The 18,305-nt window shown below is 66.0% G+C and carries 18 protein-coding genes and 1 other RNA gene; 17 read left to right on the top strand and 2 right to left on the bottom strand.

Translation table 11 applies throughout. From position 1 onward, the window contains the following. Position 1 precedes the first annotated feature (1 nt). Positions 2–796 carry an IclR family transcriptional regulator gene (locus IPU70_RS04900; RefSeq protein ID WP_013395622.1) on the bottom strand — a complete coding sequence of 265 codons (795 nt, stop codon included), beginning with the start codon at positions 794–796 and terminating at the stop codon, positions 2–4. 147 nt (positions 797–943) lie between these two features. Between IPU70_RS04900 and IPU70_RS04895 the strand changes: the two genes are divergently transcribed. The 17 genes from IPU70_RS04895 to IPU70_RS04815 all read left to right on the top strand — a co-directional run bounded on the left by IPU70_RS04895 (position 944) and on the right by IPU70_RS04815 (position 17,224). Continuing rightward, positions 944–2,023, top strand: a complete 1,080-nt coding sequence (locus IPU70_RS04895) for an ABC transporter ATP-binding protein (protein WP_207465437.1) — start codon at positions 944–946, stop codon at positions 2,021–2,023. A gap of 28 nt (positions 2,024–2,051) precedes the next feature. Further along, positions 2,052–3,098: an extracellular solute-binding protein gene (locus IPU70_RS04890; RefSeq protein ID WP_207465435.1), complete on the top strand. Its 1,047-nt coding sequence runs from the start codon at positions 2,052–2,054 to the stop codon at positions 3,096–3,098. Positions 3,099–3,114: 16 nt separating this feature from the next. Continuing rightward, a complete protein-coding gene (locus tag IPU70_RS04885; RefSeq protein WP_207465434.1) occupies positions 3,115–3,951 on the top strand; it encodes an ABC transporter permease in 837 nt (278 codons plus the stop codon). Between the two features lies 1 nt (position 3,952). Next, positions 3,953–4,744, top strand: coding sequence for an ABC transporter permease (locus IPU70_RS04880; RefSeq protein WP_207465432.1), 792 nt, complete (start codon positions 3,953–3,955; stop codon positions 4,742–4,744). A gap of 27 nt (positions 4,745–4,771) precedes the next feature. Further along, positions 4,772–5,080, top strand: a complete 309-nt coding sequence (locus tag IPU70_RS04875; protein ID WP_207465430.1) for a small subunit of N,N-dimethylformamidase — start codon at positions 4,772–4,774, stop codon at positions 5,078–5,080. 48 nt (positions 5,081–5,128) lie between these two features. Next, complete coding sequence (locus IPU70_RS04870; protein WP_207465428.1) at positions 5,129–7,369, top strand: N,N-dimethylformamidase beta subunit family domain-containing protein; 2,241 nt, start codon at positions 5,129–5,131, stop codon at positions 7,367–7,369. Between the two features lie 8 nt (positions 7,370–7,377). Next, on the top strand, positions 7,378–8,664 hold the full coding sequence (locus IPU70_RS04865) for an FAD-binding oxidoreductase (RefSeq protein WP_207465426.1): 1,287 nt from the start codon (positions 7,378–7,380) through the stop codon (positions 8,662–8,664). Positions 8,665–8,693: 29 nt separating this feature from the next. After that, positions 8,694–9,062 (top strand): cupin domain-containing protein, encoded by a 369-nt coding sequence (locus tag IPU70_RS04860; RefSeq protein ID WP_207465424.1) that lies wholly within the window; start codon positions 8,694–8,696, stop codon positions 9,060–9,062. Between the two features lie 209 nt (positions 9,063–9,271). Further along, an RNA gene (ffs, locus tag IPU70_RS04855) (signal recognition particle sRNA small type) lies at positions 9,272–9,369 on the top strand. A gap of 151 nt (positions 9,370–9,520) precedes the next feature. After that, a complete protein-coding gene (locus IPU70_RS04850) occupies positions 9,521–11,707 on the top strand; it encodes a DNA polymerase III subunit gamma/tau (protein WP_207465422.1) in 2,187 nt (728 codons plus the stop codon). Positions 11,708–11,752: 45 nt separating this feature from the next. After that, positions 11,753–12,079: a YbaB/EbfC family nucleoid-associated protein gene (locus IPU70_RS04845; RefSeq protein ID WP_013395612.1), complete on the top strand. Its 327-nt coding sequence runs from the start codon at positions 11,753–11,755 to the stop codon at positions 12,077–12,079. 19 nt (positions 12,080–12,098) lie between these two features. After that, positions 12,099–12,707: a recombination mediator RecR gene (gene recR / locus IPU70_RS04840; RefSeq protein ID WP_207465420.1), complete on the top strand. Its 609-nt coding sequence runs from the start codon at positions 12,099–12,101 to the stop codon at positions 12,705–12,707. Between the two features lie 67 nt (positions 12,708–12,774). Then, complete coding sequence (locus IPU70_RS04835) at positions 12,775–14,034, top strand: CaiB/BaiF CoA-transferase family protein (protein WP_207465418.1); 1,260 nt, start codon at positions 12,775–12,777, stop codon at positions 14,032–14,034. An 11-nt stretch (positions 14,035–14,045) separates the two neighbouring features. Further along, entirely contained in the window at positions 14,046–15,086 is a 1,041-nt protein-coding gene (locus tag IPU70_RS04830; RefSeq protein WP_207465415.1) for an ABC transporter substrate-binding protein, read from the top strand. After that, positions 15,079–15,888 carry an ABC transporter ATP-binding protein gene (locus IPU70_RS04825; protein ID WP_013395608.1) on the top strand — a complete coding sequence of 270 codons (810 nt, stop codon included), beginning with the start codon at positions 15,079–15,081 and terminating at the stop codon, positions 15,886–15,888. The genes IPU70_RS04830 and IPU70_RS04825 overlap by 8 nt, the downstream gene beginning before the upstream one ends. A gap of 3 nt (positions 15,889–15,891) precedes the next feature. Further along, entirely contained in the window at positions 15,892–16,686 is a 795-nt protein-coding gene (locus IPU70_RS04820) for an ABC transporter permease (protein WP_088142186.1), read from the top strand. A gap of 10 nt (positions 16,687–16,696) precedes the next feature. Continuing rightward, the gene (locus tag IPU70_RS04815) at positions 16,697–17,224 is read left to right on the top strand and encodes a carboxymuconolactone decarboxylase family protein (protein ID WP_207465413.1); all 528 of its coding nucleotides are present in this window, start codon (positions 16,697–16,699) and stop codon (positions 17,222–17,224) included. Between the two features lie 71 nt (positions 17,225–17,295). Here the strand turns inward: IPU70_RS04815 and tal are convergent, their stop codons facing one another. Next, the gene (gene tal / locus IPU70_RS04810; protein ID WP_207465411.1) at positions 17,296–18,249 is read right to left on the bottom strand and encodes a transaldolase; all 954 of its coding nucleotides are present in this window, start codon (positions 18,247–18,249) and stop codon (positions 17,296–17,298) included. Positions 18,250–18,305 lie beyond the last annotated feature (56 nt).

Raw genomic sequence — 18,305 nt, 5'->3', positions numbered from 1 at the left:
CTCAGGTGAACGAGCGCACCGAGTTGTTGATGCCGCGGGCGCAATCGAACACCAGCGGTCCCAGGCGCGCCAAGGCCTCTTCGAGGGTCCAGCGGCTGGTCGGCGCCACGATATGCACGGACGCAACGGGCGTGCCGCGCTGGCCCATGATGGGCGCGGCGATCGTCATGTCGCCCAGGAACAGTTCTTCCTTGTTGTGCGCGATGCCTTCGCGCCGCGCCTGCCGGACGATCTCCATCAGCTTCGCCGGATCGGTCTCGGTCCATTGCGTATGGCGCTGCAGCGCAGAGGCGTCCAGGATGGCCTGCGCCTGTTCCTCCGGCAGCGCGCCCAGGTAGGCGCGGCCGCTGGCCGTGCAGTACATGGGGATGCGGCTGCCGATGGGCATGTGGATGGGAATGAACTTCGCCGCCACGACCCGCGACACATACACCATCTCGTGGTCCAGGGGTTCGGTCAGGTTGACCGTTTCCCCGGTGATATTGGACAGCTCGGCCAGGAAGGGATTCGCGGCCTCGACCAACGGATCGGCCGCGATGTAGTTGTAGCCCAGCTCCAGGACCCGCAGGGTGGGGCTGAACTTGCGCGTCTTGGGCGACTTGCTGATGAGCCCCAGCTTTTCCAGCGTGTACACGGTGCGCTGGGCTGTGCTGACGCTCGTGCCCACGGCTTGCGCCACTTCCGACAGGGACATGGCGCTCTGCGCGCCACGGAACGCGAACAGGACTTTCAGTCCCCTCGCGAACGAGTGATTGAACATGCCTTCGTCGACTTCCAGTTCAGCCTGTTCCAGCATTTTTCGGCTCCTCGTTTTCCCGTATTTTGGGTATTAATTACCGCCTAGCGATAATAATAAACCTCATTGCGGGATTTTACTATTGCTGAAAGGATGCCAGCTCCAATATCCTGCGCTCATTCATCGGTTTTGCCGGAGTGTGTGAGCATGGGGCAGGGTCAGAAAACAGCGGGGACGCCGATCCTCCAGATCCAGGACGTCACCAAGACGTTCGGCGCATCGATGGCGTTGAAGGGCGTGAGCCTGGACGTGCGCGAAGGCGAGTTTCTGACGCTGCTGGGCCCCAGCGGCTGTGGCAAGACCACGCTGATCCGGATCATTGCCGGCTTTGAAACGCCTACCTCGGGCGAGGTGAAGATAGACGGACAGTCGATCCTGTCATCGCCGCCGTATCGCCGTCCGCTCGGAATGGTGTTCCAGAACCTTGCCCTGTTTCCGCATCTCACCGTCGCCGAGAACATCGGCTACGGCCTGAGGATGCGGCGCGAGCCGCCCGCCGCCATCCGCGGCAAGGTGGAGCAGTCGCTGGCGATGGTCGGCCTGGAGGGCTACGGCGCGCGCTATATCGGCCAGATCTCGGGCGGACAGAAGCAGCGCGTAGCGTTGGCGCGCGCCATCGTCATGGAGCCCCGGGTGCTGCTGCTGGACGAGCCGCTCGGCGCCCTGGACATGAAGATCCGCCGCCAGATGCAGACTGAGTTGAAGCTGATCCAGGAAAAACTCGGCACCACTTTCATCTTCGTGACGCACGACCAGGAAGAGGCGTTGACCATGTCCGATCGCGTCGCCGTGTTCCGCAACGGCCTGATCGACCAAGTCAGCGACCCCGCCGCCATCTACGAAAAGCCGCAGACCCGCTTTGTCGCTGAATTCGTGGGCGACACGAATTTCTTCGAAGGCGTGGTGCAAGCCGGCGCGGCACGTCTCGACTGCGCGGAACTCGGCTGCGAATTCGATCTGCCGGACCCGCGCTTCGCGGCAGGCAGCGCCGTGGGCATATCGCTGCGGCCGCAACACCTGAAGCTGGCGCCTGCCGGCAGCGCCCGCTTGCAGGCCCGCGTGGAGCGCCGCGTCTACGCCGGACAGAACACGCGCCTCTGGCTGCGGGCCGGCGCCCGGACCCTGATCGCCGATTGGCCGGCGCAGGACGGACAACCGTTGCCGGCGCAGGGCGAAGCCGTCGGACTGACCTGGGACGACAGCCGCATTTCGGTCGTCTCCCTCTAGCGCTGTTCACTCTCACAGGAGTCGCACAATGAGCACCTATCGATTTGCCCACTGGACCGCCGCGGCGGTCATGGCCGTCTGCGGCACCGCCAGCGCGCAGGAAATCACCATGGCCACCTGGGGCGGCGGCGTGGGAGCGGCGTGGCGCGAGGCTTACGCGGAACCCTTTACGAAGGAAACGGGAATCGGCGTGAAGATCGTCGAAGTCCCCACTCCCGAGGCCCAGGTGCGCGCGCAGAAGGACGCGCCCAAGTTCAATGCGGCGCTTTCGTCGTTCTTCGAGGCCTCGCAGATGTACAGCGACGGACTGCTCGAAGATTTCGACATGAGCGAGGTGCCCGCGCTGAAGAACGTGCCGGAGAAATACCTGCTCAAGGCGCCTTCCGGACGCCTTATAGGCGTCAGCACCTACTTCGCGTACTACGGCATCGCGGTCAACAAGGATCTTGCGAAACCTTCCGATTTCTCTTCGTGGAAGGCGCTGGGGGATTCCAAGTGGGCGGGAAAATTGTCGGTCACCCGTCCGGTCTACAGCTCGGCCTACGACCTGACCATCATGTCCGTAGCCGAAGGCGGCAACGAGCGCGACACCGCCAAGGGCCTGGCGCTGCTGACCGCCTTGGGCAAGAACTCGTTGGCAATGTATAGCTCGATGGCGCAGATGAACCAGCTGCTGCAGCGCGGAGAGGTGACGGCTGCGCCCTACTACTCGACCCGCGTCTGGCAGATGAAGCGCGACGGGCAGACCAACATCGAGATGGTGATTCCGAAGGAGGGCGCGCTGATCCTGCCGTACATCGTGGTCGTGCCCAAGAAGGCGCAGGGCCGCGCCAGCTACCTGAAGTGGCTGAACTATGTGGCCCAGCCGGAAGGCCAGTCGCGCATTGCCGATATTGCCGGCTACCTGCCGCTGAACAGCATGGCCAAACTGTCTCCCGCGACAGAAAAGGAACTGGGCCAGCCGCTGACCGCCCTGCGCGACCAGCTCTATCAGCCGGACTGGAATTACATCGCCGAATCCCGCAAGTCGCGCATCGAGCTGGTCGAGCGCGCGATGGCGGGCGCCGGCCGGTAAGCCCGGAGAAGCCGCAATGAAATCGACCCGGCCGCCGCTGATCCTGCTGCTTCCCCCGGCGATCCTGATCCTGATGTTCCTGACGGGGATCGCCTATCTCGGCGTGGAATCGCTGCGCACCGCGGACGGCTTTGGCCTGGACAATTTCGTGCGCTTCTTCGAGCGGGCCGATTACGTTGCGGTACTGCTGCGCACGATAGGGGTCGCGCTGGTCGTCACGTTCTTTTCCGTGCTGGTCGGCTATCCCATCGCTTATGCGATTTCGCGCTATCGCGGCAACCGAAATTTCCTGATGATGCTGGTCATCACGCCGTGGCTGGTCAGCGTGGTGGTGCGCACCTACGGCTGGGTGGTGATACTGGGCCCAAAGGGCACGCTGAATTCGCTGCTGCTGTCGCTGGGTGTCATCGATACGCCCATGCGCCTGATATTCAACATGACCGGGGTGGTGATAGGCCTGGTGCATGTCTTCAGTCCGTTTTTCATCGTCTCGGTGCTGGCGGTGCTGCTGCATCTGGATCGCGCCCTGGACGAGGCCTCACAGACGCTGGCGGCCGGCCCGCTCAAGACCTTTTTGCATGTCACCCTGCCGCTGAGCCTGCCGGGCGTCATCACCGGCGCCATGCTGGTCTATCTGCTGTCGACCGGGGCCATCGTTACGCCGCTGTTGCTGGGTGGCGTGCGTGACGGCATGTTGGCCACGCAGATCTACCAGGACGTGCTGCAGGTTTTCGACTATCCGAAGGCAGCCAGCATGGCGATCGTGCTGTTGCTCGCGGCGTTCTCGCTGGTCATTCCCTTGCAACTGCTCGAACGTCGCGTCGCGGCGCGCGTGTCCGGAACGGGAGCCTGATATGCGCTGGCTATACCGCTTGCTGCTGGTTCTGCTGTTTGGCTTCCTGCCCTTGCCCATTCTGGTGGTGGCGGTGTCGTCGTTCACGTCCACCGGGTACTTCACCTTGCCGCTGGCGTCGCTCTCCTGGCGTTGGTATCTGGAGTTCTTCACCGATCCGCAATGGTTGGGCCTGTTGGCGGTCAGCGCCGGCATCGCCTTGCTGGTGGCGTTCATCAGCACATCGGTGGCTCTGCTGGCCGCGCTCGTGCTGGACCGCAGCCGGATCAGGGGTAGCGGCATTATTGAAGCGCTGATCATGCTGCCGTTGGTGTTTCCCAATGCGGCGCTGGGCGTGGCGTTCCTGGGCCTGCTCGGCCTGCTTGGCGTCAGCGGCTCGTACCTGGGCATCGTGCTGGCGCATTGCATCATCACGCTGCCGTTCGCTTACCGCCCCATCCTGAATTCCCTGCGCAAGCTGGACCCCGCGCTGGGAGAGGCCAGCATGAGCCTGGGCGCGCGGCCCGCGCAGGTCTTGCGCACCGTGACCTTGCCCATGCTCAAGCCGGGGCTGATTACCGCCTTCCTGTTCTGCTTCATCGTGTCGTTCGACGAGGCGACGATCACCGTCTTCCTGGTCGCGCCGGACGTCAACACCTTGCCTGTGCGCATCCTCACGCAGATACAGGAAAGCGCCAGTCCCGTGATTGCCGCCATCGCCACATTCCTGATTGTCTTCACGCTTGCGCTGGTGCTGCTGCTGGAGCGCACGGTCGGCCTGGAGATGTTCGCCGCGCCAGAGCGCGACCACTGAATCGATTTTTCATGCCCGGAGCGCGATATGTACGAGATCCAGCCCGAAGATGCGGAACTTCTCAAACACTTCAGGACGACGACCACCAAGAACCGGCCGCTGAAGCTGAACCGCCTGCTCAACCGGTTGCGGATGGAGCCCATGGCCGGCAAGCAGGTCATCGTCTGCACCCAGCCTTACTCGGAGTACGCCATCGGCACGCTCGGCGCGGGGCGGGGCGATCCGGTCGAACTGGCGCCGCAACGCTACGCCAAGCTGGCCGATGCCCAGTGGGCGCTGCTGAAGATCCGCTGGGCCATCCATTCTCCTTATCCCTGGCCGGCCGACCTGGACTGAACGCAGGCCGCAACACCGTGTCGCTCGAACCAAACTGACGGAGCTTGTATGTACGAGATCCTGGGGTACCCCAGCACCTGGACGATCGCGCCGGGAGAGACCATAGAATTCAAAGTGAGCTGCGCGCAAGCGCTGCGCTATGACGCCGACCTGGTGCGTATCCGCAGCGGCGACGTTACGCCCGGCGCTCCCGGCTTGAAAGAAACCGTGGTGATGCAGGGCATCGCCACCGCCATCGCCGGGCGTCCCCAAACCACCGAAACCGGTTCGCGCGCGGTGGCCCCCGCCTTCAGCGAGCCAGCCGCGGGCTGCAAGAGCTGGATCCTGGCGGTGATGCCGACCTTGCCCTGCAACGGTGACGATCAGGCGATCCTGTCGCGCTGGGACGACACCGCGCGCGTCGGATATCTGCTGGGCCTGGATCGCGAAGGCTGTCTGTTCTGGCAGCAGGGCAGCGGCGGCAAGAGCGAGCGCGTCACGCTGGGTTTGCCCATGACGGTGCGCCAGTGGTATCTGGTGGCAGTGACGCTGGACCTGGACTCGGGGGCGGTCGATCTGCGGCAGATGCCCGCCAATCCCTTGTTGGCCGTGAATTCGCATGCGCAGGCGAGCAGCCGGCTGCCGGCGATCGATCCGGTCGCGCTGGCGCGGCTTCCGCTGACGATGGGCGCGGCCGCCACAGGCCTGCCGCGCCCACAATACGCCAAGCACTTCAACGGCCGCCTGGATTCGCCCACGCTGCTGCCGTATGGCGCCGGGGATGCAGACCTGGCGCAATTGCGCGTCGAGGCCCAAGGCCGCCGCCATGCCGCGCCGCCGCTGCAGGCCTGGGATTTCTCGCAGCGCATCGACAGCGATGTGCTCGTCGACACGGCCAGGCCCTGGGCGGAGGGGCGCATCGAGAACCTGCCCGCGCGCGGCGTGCCCGGCCTGCGCTGGGATTCCAGCGTCATGTTCTGGCGCGAACGTCCCGACCATTTCGCCGCGTTGCACTTCCATGATGACACCCTGGAGGACGCGCGCTGGGAGACCGATTTCAGCCTGACCGTGCCTGACGACCTGCCCAGCGGCCTGTATGCGGCGCGCCTGACCGGCGCAGCGGGAGAGCAGGAACGCATCACCTTCATCGTGCGGCCGAAGGCGGGCGGGCCGCGCAAGCAGATCGCATTCCTCGCGTCGACGGCCACCTATATGGCGTACTCGAACTCGCACTACCGCCTGGATGAAGAAGGCATGGAAATGAAGTCCGGCAACTTCATGGTCCTGTATCCCTGGGAGACTTACCTGGGCGAACACCGCGAGTTGAGCCTCTCCATGTATGACACGCATTCGGACGGCTATGGCGTCTACTACGCCTCGCGCTTGCGGCCGGTCTTCAGCATGCATCTGCAATGCCGCACCTGGTCGCTGAACGGCGACACCCACTTCCTGGACTGGCTGGACGAAAAGGGCTTCGACTACGACGTCATCACGGACGACATGCTGCATGCCGAAGGCCTGCAGGCCCTGGAGGGCTACAGCGTGGTCATGACCGGGGCGCATCCCGAGTACTGGACCACGCGCATGTGGCAGGCAATGGTGGCGTACCAGGGGCAGGGAGGCCGCCTCATGTACATGGGAGGCAACGGCTTCTACTGGCGCTGCGCCTACCATCCCGAAAAGCCCTGGTTGATGGAGCTGCGTCGCACCGAGACCGGCGCCCGCTACAGCGAGACGCCGGCCGGGGAAAGCTACCACAGCTATACCGGCGAATATGGCGGCACCTGGCGCCGCATCGGGCAGGCGCCGCAGACGCTGACCGGCATCGGGACGACCGCGACCGGGTTCGATGCCTCGTCCTACTATCGCCGGCGGCCCGAAAGCCGCGACCCGCGCGTGGCGTTCATGTTCGAAGGCGTGGCGGATGAAATCATTGGCGATTTCGGCAGCAGCGGAGGCGGCGCGGCAGGCGACGAGATCGATCGCGTCGACTACCGGCTGGGCACGCCGCCGCATACGTTGATCGTCGCCCGCTCGGAAAAGCACACGCGCTACTACAACGTGGTGCCCGAGGAGACGACCTACCACCATCCCACCATCAACGGTGAGGAAGCCAAGCACTGCTACGCCGATTTGGTGTTCTACGAGTGCCTGAATGGCGGCGCGGTTTTTTCCACGGGCTCGATCACGTGGGGCGCGTCGCTGGCCTGGAACGGCTACGACAACAACGTGTCGCGCATCACGGCGAACGTGCTGACCCGGTTCGCCGAGGCCACCCCCTTCGTGTTCCCCCAGGCCTGCGGACGCTGAGATACACCATGCGCGCACCAGACTCGGCCGATGCCCGGCACTCCTTGTGGCAGCAGACCGCGGGGCAGGCGCCCGCCGCGCCCGCCTTGGCGGCTTCCCACCAATGCGACGTCGTCATCGTCGGCGCCGGCATTACCGGCTTGTCGACCGCCTTGCATCTGAGCGAACTCGGACTGCGCGTTTGCGTGCTGGATGCCCAGGAACCGGGCTGGGGCGCCTCCGGCCGCAACGGTGGGCAGGTCATTCCGGGCATCAAGCACGATCCGAAGGCGATCCTGGCGCGCTACGGCAAAGCGCTGGGAGAGCCGCTGTTGCAGATGGTGGGGTCTGCCTCCGAGGCGGTATTCGAGCTTATCGAAAAGCATGCCATCGCCTGCCATGCCATGCGGGCTGGCTGGATACAGCCGGCCCACTCTGCTCGCGCATTGGAAGCCGTGTCGGACCGCGCGCAGCAGTGGCTGGATCGTGGCGCAGCCGTGGAAATGCTGAACCAGGACGCCGTCAGCGCGAGGCTGGGCACGGACCGGTTCCTGGGCGGCTGGATCGACCGGCGCGCCGGCAGCATCCAGCCCCTGTCCTACACTTGCGGGCTGGTGGCGGCGGCGCAAGCGGCTGGCGCGTCGGTGCATGGCCATACCCGCGTCACGGCGCTGGAACGATCGGGCCAGCAATGGCTGGCGCGCACGGAGCAGGGCGCCACTGTCCGCGCCGAGCACGCGCTGATCGCGACCAATGGCTACACCAACGGGCTATGGCCCGGTCTGCAGCGCAGCGTCATCGCCGCCAACAGCTTCATCGTCGCCACCGGACCGCTGGACGCAAAAGCCTGCGGCCACATCATGCCCGGCGGCGTGGTGGCCTCGGACTCCCGCCGCCTTCTGCTGTACTTCCGCCGCGACCACGAGGGCCGTTTCGTGCTGGGAGGCCGGGGCCATTTTGCCGACCCCGCATCGGAACAGGATTGGGACCACCTGGTGCGCGGCGCGCGCATGCTGTTTCCGGAACTGGCCCGGATCCCCTTCACCTATCGCTGGGCCGGCCGGATCGCTTTGACACGCGATTTCGTGCCGCATGTCCATCAGCCATCGCCCAACCTGCATATCCTGCTGGGCTACAACGGCCGCGGAGTCGCCCTCGCCACGCAGATGGGCCGCTACCTCGCCCGGACCATCGCCGCGGGCGAGCCCATGCCATACCCCGTCACCCCCATCAGGCCGCTGCCGTTCCACGGCCTTAAGCGTTTCTACATCGCGCTCGGCGTCGCCTACTACGGCCTGTGCGACAAGCTCTCGTAGAAGCGCGCCTCCATCCTCCTGAGTACACCATGACCATCCAACACATCCCCCAGACCCGCGACACTGCCCAGCTGGACGACCTCGGCCCGGTCGGCATCCCGCTCAGCGAACCCGCCTGCGCATTGCGCGCCAGGAAAATAGTGATCCCCGGCGCCGAAGCCACCAGCGCCGGCATCTGGGAATGCTCCCCCGGCCAATTCCGCCGCCAGGTCCAGGACGGCGAAATCATGCACATCCTGGCCGGCGAAGGCTCCTTCACCCCCGACGGCCAGCCCCCGCTGCAATTCCGCGCAGGCGACACCCTGGCCATGCCCCCCCATACCCAAGGCGTCTGGGATATCCGCAGCACCGTCCGAAAACTCTACGTCCTGGCTCCCCCCAGTCAGGCGGAAAACTAAGCGTCTAGCCAACGACGCCCCGAGCAAGCAAAGTTCTGAAGACCCCGCAAGGCAAAGCGAAGCGAGCCGAAAGGACCAGCGAAGCGAAGTCCCAAACTCCCTCCCCCTCGGGGGGAGGGCTGGGGAGGGGGCCCACATACTGCCCCCTGGGGCCCGCCGGCCGAGGTTCTAGCAAGCAAGCGAAGCGCAGCTCTGCTAGAATCTCGGCTGGCGGGCCCCTCCGCATGGTTCGGCGGTGAACCTGGTCAGGTCGGGAACGAAGCAGCCATAGTCGTTTAGGGTCAGTGCCGGAGTAAGGCTCGCCAACCGGATTCTTCAAAGCAACGCGTCATGCCAAACCCATGACGCGTTTGTTTTCAAGGGGGACGGGGTTATTTTCCAAGGATATCTTCCACGGGAATAAACCCGTCCCCTTTGCGTTTCAGGCCAGCTTCCGAAACAGGCTCTACAATCCACCCATGACTTATCTGGTACTGGCCCGCAAGTGGCGGCCGCGATCGTTCGATACCCTCGTGGGACAGGATCACGTGGTGCGCGCGCTGACGCATGCGCTCGACACCCAACGCCTGCACCACGCCTGGCTGTTCACAGGAACCCGGGGCGTGGGCAAGACCACGCTTTCGCGCATCCTGGCCAAGTCGCTCAACTGCGAAACGGGCATCACTTCCAAGCCTTGCGGCGTGTGCCGCGCGTGTACGGAAATCGATTCCGGGCGTTTCGTCGACTACCTCGAACTGGACGCGGCCTCGAACCGCGGCGTCGAGGAAATGACGCAACTGCTGGAGCAGGCGGTGTACGCGCCGGGCGCGGGGCGCTTCAAGGTCTACATGATCGACGAAGTCCACATGCTGACCGGGCACGCGTTCAACGCCATGCTCAAGACGCTGGAAGAGCCGCCGCCCCACGTCAAATTCATACTCGCCACCACCGACCCGCAGAAGATTCCGGTGACGGTGCTGTCGCGCTGTCTGCAGTTCAACTTGAAGCAGATGCCGGCCGACTCCATCGTCGGCCATCTGCAGGCCGTGCTCGGCCAGGAAGACGTGGGCTTCGAGGTGCCTGCCCTGCGGCTGATCGGGCAGGCGGCTTCGGGCTCCATGCGCGACGCCCTGTCGCTGACCGACCAGGCCATTGCCTATAGCGCCGGCAACCTGACCGAGGATGCCGTGCGCGGCATGCTCGGGACCATCGACCAGCGGCACCTGGTGCGCCTGCTGGACGCCTTGTCCGCTGGTGACGCCAAGAGCGTGCTGGCGGTGGCGGATGAATTGGCGATCCGCGGGCTGTCCTATGCCGGCGCCCTGGCCGATTTGGCCGTGCTCTTGTCGCGCGTGGCCATCGAGCAGCGCGTGCGCGGCGTGACGCCGGCCGAAGATCCCCTGGCCGGCGATATCGCCCGGCTGGCGCAGGTGTTGCACCCCGATGCGGTGCAGCTGTTCTATTCGGTGGCGGTGCATAGCCGCAGCGAACTGACGCTGGCGCCCGATGAGTACGCGGGCTTCATCATGGCCTGCCTGCGCATGCTGGCACTCAATGGCGACGCTGGCCCCCAGACCGCGCTCGAAGCGCCTGCCGCGCCGGCCCGCCAGACGGCCGATGCGGCCGGGGCGCCCGCGCCGGTTGCCGCGCCTGTGCAACCGCAAGCCCAGCCCGCTCCTGCTCCGGTCGCGGCCGTTGCCGCGCCGGTGGCTGCTGCAATAGCCCCGGAACCCGCGGTCCAGTTGCCGGTTGCGGCTCCGCAGGCGTCCGTACCCGCCGAGTCCTCCGCTCGCGCCGAACAGGCTCCCGAGCCGGCACCGGTTGCCGCAGAACCCGAACCCGTCGCTGTAGAACCCGCAGCCGAACCCGTCGTCGCAGCGCAAGTGACGCAATCTACCCAGGCTGGCAGTGTGCCTCCTTGGGAAGACCTGCCTGCCGGAGCGCTGGCGGCGCCCGAGACCGAGGCCGGCAAAGCCGCTGGCTCGGCGGCGCTGGCGGTCACGCCGGCTACCGCCGCGGCCGTTGCGCCCGTGCCCGGGCCCCAAGCCGACCATGGCGATGGCCCGCCTTCCTGGGTCGACGAAGAAATTCCGTTCGAGGCCGAAGGCGGCTTCGCGCCCGACAATGGCTTTACGTCGGACCCGGACGACGATGATTTCGAAACCCTGGCCAGCGCGCCTTCGGCTGCGCCGCCCGCCGCCGCGCCGGTCCGGCGCGAAGGCCCTGCGCCCGCGCGCAAGCGGCAATCGTCGCGCGCCCGCATGGCAGACATGACTTCCGAAACCTGGCCCGAACTGGCCGCGCGCCTGCCGGTCACCGGCCTGGCGGCGGAGTTGGCGCGCCAGAGCGCATGGGCCGGCGTGCAGGGCGATGCGATCATCCTGCGCGTGGCCGTCAAGACACTGGCCGAAAGCGAAAGCCGCGTCCGTCTGCAGACCGTGTTGTGCGAACATTTCGGCCAGGGCATACGGCTGGACGTCGAGGTCGGCGTAACGGGCGAGGCGACGGCGCATGCCGTGGCCCAGGCCGAACGCGCCGCCCGTCAGCAGGCCGCTGAAGACGCGGTCGCCGTCGATCCTTTTGTACAGGCGCTCGTCGCCGATTTCGGCGGCCAGGTCGTGCCCGGCTCGATCCGCCACGTCGATTCCCCCGCCGCCGCTGCCTGAAGCGGCGGCCATCTCTCATTCCCCTCATTCAAGGAAGCATCGATCATGATGAAAGGACAACTGGCCGGCCTGATGCGCCAGGCGCAGCAAATGCAGGAAAACATGAAGAAGGCGCAGGACGCGCTGGCCGACATCCAGGTCGAAGGCGCCTCCGGCGGCGGCCTGGTCAAGGTCACCATGACCTGCCGCCACGACGTCAAGCGCGTGGCCATCGATCCGTCGCTGCTGGGCGACGACAAGGACATGCTGGAAGACCTGGTTGCCGCCGCGTTCAACGACGCGCTGCGCAAGGCCGAAGCCACCTCGCAGGAAAAGATGGCGTCGGTGACCGCCGGCATGCCGCTGCCCCCGGGCATGAAGCTGCCGTTCTGAGCGCAGTCCCAAGGCCGCAATGGATCCCCTACTGCCCGAACCCGAGCCGCTCGTCTCGCTGATCGAGGCGCTGCGGCGCCTGCCCGGCGTGGGCGTGCGTTCTGCCCGGCGCATGGCCTATCACCTGCTGCAGCATGACCCGCAAGGCGCGGACATGCTGGGGCGGGCGCTGGCGGGCGCGGTGCGGGATCTGAAACATTGCGCCCGCTGCAACAGCTTTTCGGAAGAAGAAGTCTGCGGCACCTGTACCAACCCCAAACGCGATCCCTCGTTGCTGTGCATCGTCGAGACGCCGGCCGACCAGAACATGATCGAGTCCAGCCACGGCTACCGTGGCCTGTACTACGTGCTGATGGGTCGCGTCGCGCCGCTCGAAGGAATCGGTCCGCGCGAACTGGATTTCGAGCGGGTGATCAAGCGCGCGACCGACGGCGTGGTGCAGGAAGTCATCCTGGCCACCAACTTCACCGCCGAAGGCGAAACCACCGCCCATTTCCTGGGCGAAGCGTTGGGCGAACGCGGGCTGCGCGTCACGCGGCTGGCGCGCGGCGTGCCTGCCGGCAGCGAGCTGGAATACGTAGACGCCGGCACCATCGCGTGGGCGCTGATGGAGCGCAAGACCACCTGATTCCGCAGTACCAGAACGCCTTGCCGGCAATGTATCGGCAACGGCAAAACAGTGAGGTAGACAAACCATGTCAGCGCTGACCGGACTGAAGGTCCTGGAACTCGGCACGCTCATTGCCGGCCCGTTCGCCGCGCGCATCTTCGGCGAATTCGGCGCCGACGTCATCAAGGTGGAAACGCCCCACGGGCCTGACGGCACGGGCGGCGGCGATCCCATCCGCAGCTGGCGCCATCTGCACGAGGGCAACTCCCTCTGGTGGACGGTGCAGGCCCGCAACAAGCAATCCATCGCACTCAACCTGAAAGATCCGCGCGCGCGGGAGATCGCCCGCAAGCTGGCGCTGGACGCCGACGTGGTGGTCGAGAACTACCGGCCAGGCGTGCTGGAGAAGTGGGGCCTGGGCTACGAGCAACTGCGCGCGATCAATCCGGCGCTCATCATGGTGCGCCTGTCCGGCTATGGGCAGACCGGTCCCATGAAGGACCAGCCGGGCTTCGGCGCCATCGGCGAATCCATGGGCGGGCTGCGCTATGTGTCGGGCCACCCAGACCGGCCGCCCTTGCGCGTCGGCATCTCCATCGGCGATTCGATCGCCGCGCTGCACGGCGTGATCGGCGCGATGATGGCGCTGCGCCACCGCGATGCCACCGGCGGACGCTGGAACGGCAAGCAGGGCGTGGATTGCCAGGCGGGGCAGGGGCAGATGGTGGACGTGGCGCTGTACGAGGCCGTGTTCAACATGATGGAAAGCCTGGTGCCGGAATATGACGTGGCCGGCGTGGTGCGCGAGCGCACGGGCGGTGCGCTGCCCGGCATCGTGCCATCGAATACCTATACCACCCGCGACGGCCAGAACATCGTCATCGCCGGCAACGGCGACGCGATCTTCCACCGGCTGATGCGCGCCATCGGCCGCGACGACCTGGCCACGGACCCTGGCCTGGTGCGCAACGACGGCCGCGCCAAACGCGTGGAAGAGATCGACGGCGCTATCCAGCAGTGGTGCGGCGCGCGCGGCATCGAAGAGGCGCTGGGCGTCCTGAAGGGCGCCGACGTGCCGGTGGGCAAGATCTACAGCGTGGCCGACATGTTCAGCGATCCGCAGTTCCTGGCGCGCCGCATGATAGAGCAGCATCGCTTCCCCGACGGCACGCCGGTCAAGCTGCCCGCCGTGGTGCCCAAGCTGTCGGAGACGCCTGGCGAGACGCGTTGGGTGGGCCCGGTATTAGGGGAACATACCGAGGAAGTCCTGAAATCGCTGGGGTATGATTCAGCGGCTATAGAAGAGCTGGCAAAGACCGGCGCTATCGGTCTGCCCGACAACTAGGAGACAAGCACATGTCAGTCACTCGCCGTGATCTGCTCAAGATGGCCGGCGCCGCCGGCGTCATGGGCATGGCGCCCGCCATCGTGCGCGCGCAGAAGCTGGAGAAGACCAAGGTCCAGATCGCAGTCGGCGGCAAGCCGCTGATCTACTATCTCCCCCTGTCCATCGCGGAAGCCCGCGGCTACTTCAAGGACGAAGGGCTGGACGTCAGCATCGCGGACTTCGCGGGTGGCTCCAAGGCCTTGCAGGCCGTGGTGGGCGGCAGCGCCGACATCGTGTCGGGCGCGTTCGAGCACACCTTGTCCATGCAGTCCAAGGGCCAGGCCTATCGCGCCTTCGTGCTGCAGGGCCGCGCGCCCATGATAGGCGTGGGCGTGTCCAAGAAGAACCTGCCCAACTACAAGGGCCCCGCCGACCTGAAGGGCAAGAAGATCGGCGTGACCGCGCCGGGTTCGTCCACCAACATGGTAGTCAGCTTCTTCCTGGCCAAGCACGGCCTGAAGGCCTCGGACGTGTCCATCATCGGCGTGGGCGCCGGCGCCGGCGCGGTGACCGCGCTGCGCAGCGGCCAGATCGACGCCATCTCCAATACCGACCCCGTGGTGTCGATGCTGGAAATGCCGGGCGACATCCAGATCATCGTCGACACTCGCACGCTCAAGGACACCAAGGAAATCTTCGGCGGCAATATGCCGGCGGGCTGCCTGTATGCGCCGCAAGCCTTCATCGACGCCAACCCTAATACCACCCAGGCCCTGGCCAACGCCCTGGTGCGCGCCGACAAGTGGATCCAGAAGGCCGGCGCCGACGAGATCGCCAAGGTCGTGCCGGAAACCTATCTGCTGGGCGATCCGGCCGTCTACAAGGCCGCCATCGCCAAGAGCCTGGAAGGCCTGTCGCCGGACGGCATGATCCCCGAGGATGGCGCCGCCACCGCGCTCAAGGCGCTGGCTGCCTACCAGGCGGACTTCGATGGCGCCAAGATCGACCCGTCCAAGGTCTGGACCAACGACTACGCCCGCCGCGCCAACGAGAAGTACCCCAATGGCTGAAGCCGCGCTGTCGCTGGAAAACATCAGCTGCACCTTTGTCTCCCGCGACGACCGGTCGCAGCGCTACACCGCTGTCAGCGACACCACCCTGGCCATCGAGCCGGGCGAGTTCGTGTCGGTGGTGGGCCCGACCGGCTGCGGCAAGTCCACCTTGCTCAACGTCGGCGCCGGCCTGCTGGCGCCGTCGTCGGGCAGCGTGAAGGTGTTCGGGCAGCCTCTGTCCGGCATCAATGAGCGCGCCGGCTACATGTTCCAGGGCGAGGCCTTGCTGCCCTGGCGCAGCGCGCTGGATAACGTGGTGGCCGGGCTGGACTTCGCCGGCGTGCCGCGTTCGCAGGCGCTGGAACGCGGCCGCGAATGGATGCGCCGCGTCGGCCTGGGCGGTTTTGAAAGCCGCTATCCGCACCAGATGTCGGGCGGCATGCGCAAACGCGCGATGCTGGCGCAGACGCTGATCCGCGATCCCGACATCATCCTGATGGACGAGCCGTTCTCGGCGCTGGACATCCAGACCCGCCAGCTCATGGAGAACGAGGTCCTGGATCTCTGGATGGCCAAGCGCAAGGCCGTGCTCTTCATCACGCACGACCTGGACGAGGCCATCGCCATGAGCGACCGCGTGGTGGTGCTGTCGGCGGGGCCGGGCACGCACCCCATCGGCGAATTCGTCATCGACTTGCCGCGTCCGCGCGACGTGGCCGAAGTGCGCACGCATCCACGCTTCGTGGAACTGCACGCCGCCATTTGGGGCGTGCTGCGCGAGGAAGTACTAAAGGGCTACGCCCAACAGAAGCGAGCCTAGGCCATGCCCAAGCTGATCAAACCCGGTTCGGCCAGCCTGCGCTTCTGGCAGTTGTTGTTGCTCGTCATCATTTTGCTGGTCTGGCATTTCGCCTCGCGCGATCCCAAGGTGGCCTTCTTCTTCGGCGAACCGCTGAAGGTGTGGGGCCGCATCTGGGCTTGGTTTGTCACCAACGCGGATATCTACACCCATCTGGGCGTGACGCTGACCGAGACCGTGCTGGCCTTTTTTATCGGCACCATCGCCGGCCTGGCCTTCGGTCTATGGCTGGGGCTGTCGCCGGGCGCCAGCGCGATCCTCGATCCCTACATCAAGGCCGCCAACTCGATGCCGCGCGTCATCCTGGCGCCCATCTTCGGCATGTGGTTCGGCCTGGGCATCTGGTCCAAGGTGGCGCTGGCCGTGACGCTGGTGTTCTTCATCGTGTTCTTCAACGTCTACCAGGGCGTGCGCGAAGTCAGCCCGACTCTGCTCGACAATGCCCGCATGCTGGGCGCGCGCCGGCGCCAGCTGTTGCGGCACGTGTACCTGCCGTCGGCCACCAGCTGGGTGTTCTCCAGCCTGCATACGTCGGTGGGCCTGGCCTTCGTGGGCGCGGTGGTGGGCGAGTACCTGGGCTCCGCCAGCGGCGTGGGCTACCTGATCCTGCAGGCCGAAGGCACCTTCGATGTGAACACCGTGTTCGCGGGCATCATCGTGCTGACGGCGTTCGCGCTGGTGCTGGACGCTGTCGTCGGCATGGGCGAAAAGCGCCTGATGAAATGGCAGCCCCGGTCCGGCGAAACCGAAAAGATCTGAAGGAGTTCCCATGGCCCGTCTACCCTACGCCGACCTGACCCATCCCGAAGCCAAGCCGCTGGTCGACCGCATCGTCGCCGAGCGCGGCAGCGTGCTGCACCTGTACCAGATGCTGCTGCACAGCCCCGCAGTGGCGGGCGGCTGGCTCAATTATCTGACCTCGATCCGTCAGCTCAGCACCTTGCCCGGCGACCTGCGGGAACTGGTGATCATGCGCGTGGCTGCCATCAACGGCGCGCCTTACGAGGCCGACCAGCATGCGCCGATCGCGCTGAAGGAAGGGGTGTCGCAGGCGCAGCTGGACGCGCTGGACAACTGGGAAGGCTCGGACCTGTTCGATTCACGCGAAAAGGCAGTGCTGGCTTACACCGACGCGATGACGCGGCAGGTGCAGGTGCCGGAGACCGTATTCCAGGCCGCCCGGGCGGCGATGGGTTCGGAGAAACTCATCGTGGAACTGACTGCGACAGTGGCCGCGTACAACATGGTGTCGCGCTTCCTGGAGGCGTTGCAGGTGCATTCGCACGATCACCGCTGACGCAGGCGCGCGGCCGCCGGCCGCGCATCCTTTCGCCTGCGTAGCGACGGGCGCTGCGGCGCCCGCCCGGTTCAGGTCCGCTGCGCCTCGATCAGCGCATCCAGCTTGACCGCGTCCGCCACGAACAGGCGGATGCCTTCCGACAACTTCTCGCTGCCCATCGCGTCTTCATTGAGCAGTGTGCGGAACGTGACTTCGTCCGCCCCGATGCGGGCGATGTCGGCCGGGACGTCGTCCGCGCGCAATTGCGCCGGCACGTCGCCCTCGGTACCGGCCAGCTTGGTCAGCAGCTCCGGGCTGATGGTCAGCAGGTCGCAGCCCGACAGCGCCAGGATCTGGCCCACGTTGCGGAAGCTCGCGCCCATGATTTCGGTCGGGATGTCGAAGTGTTTGTAGTACTGGTAGATCCGGGTCACGGACAGCACGCCAGGATCGCGCGCGCCGGCGTTGTCCGCTTCGACCCAATTGGCGCCGGCGGATTTCTTGTGCCAGTCGTAGATGCGGCCGACGAAGGGCGAGATCAGCTGCACGTGGGCGTCGGCGCAGGCCACGGCCTGCGGCAGCGAGAACAGCAGGGTCAGGTTGCAGCGCACGCCTTCCGATTGCAGGGCGCGGGCGGCCTGGATGCCTTCCCAGGTCGAGGCGATCTTGATCAGCACGCGCTCGCGCGGCACGCCGGCGGCTTCGTACAGGGCGATCAGGCTGCGGGCGCGCTCGATGGTGGCGCGGGTGTCGAACGACAGGCGGGCATCGACCTCGGTCGAGACGCGGCCGGGCACGATGTCCAGGATGGCGCGGCCGAAGGCGACCAGCAGGCGATCCATGAGCTCGGCGGTGGGCGCGCCGCGGTGTTCGCGCGCGGTCTTTTCCAGCAGGGGGCGGTAGGCGTCCTGTTGGACGGCCTTGAGAATAAGGGACGGGTTGGTCGTGGCGTCGGTGGGACGCAGCGCCTTCATGGCTTCGAAATCCCCCGTGTCGGCGACGACGGTGGTGTGGTTGCGCAGGGCGTCAAGTTGGCTGGACATGGACGGTACGGCTCGCGGCAGGCTAGGGTTGAAGGTGTCCTAGCGTATCACCGAGG

This window comes from Achromobacter sp. SD115 (assembly GCF_017355315.1).
Taxonomy (GTDB): Bacteria; Pseudomonadota; Gammaproteobacteria; order Burkholderiales; family Burkholderiaceae_B; genus Achromobacter; species Achromobacter xylosoxidans_B.
The sequence above is the reverse complement of the archived record's forward strand: the minus strand, read 5'-3'. Positions and strand labels throughout refer to the sequence as shown.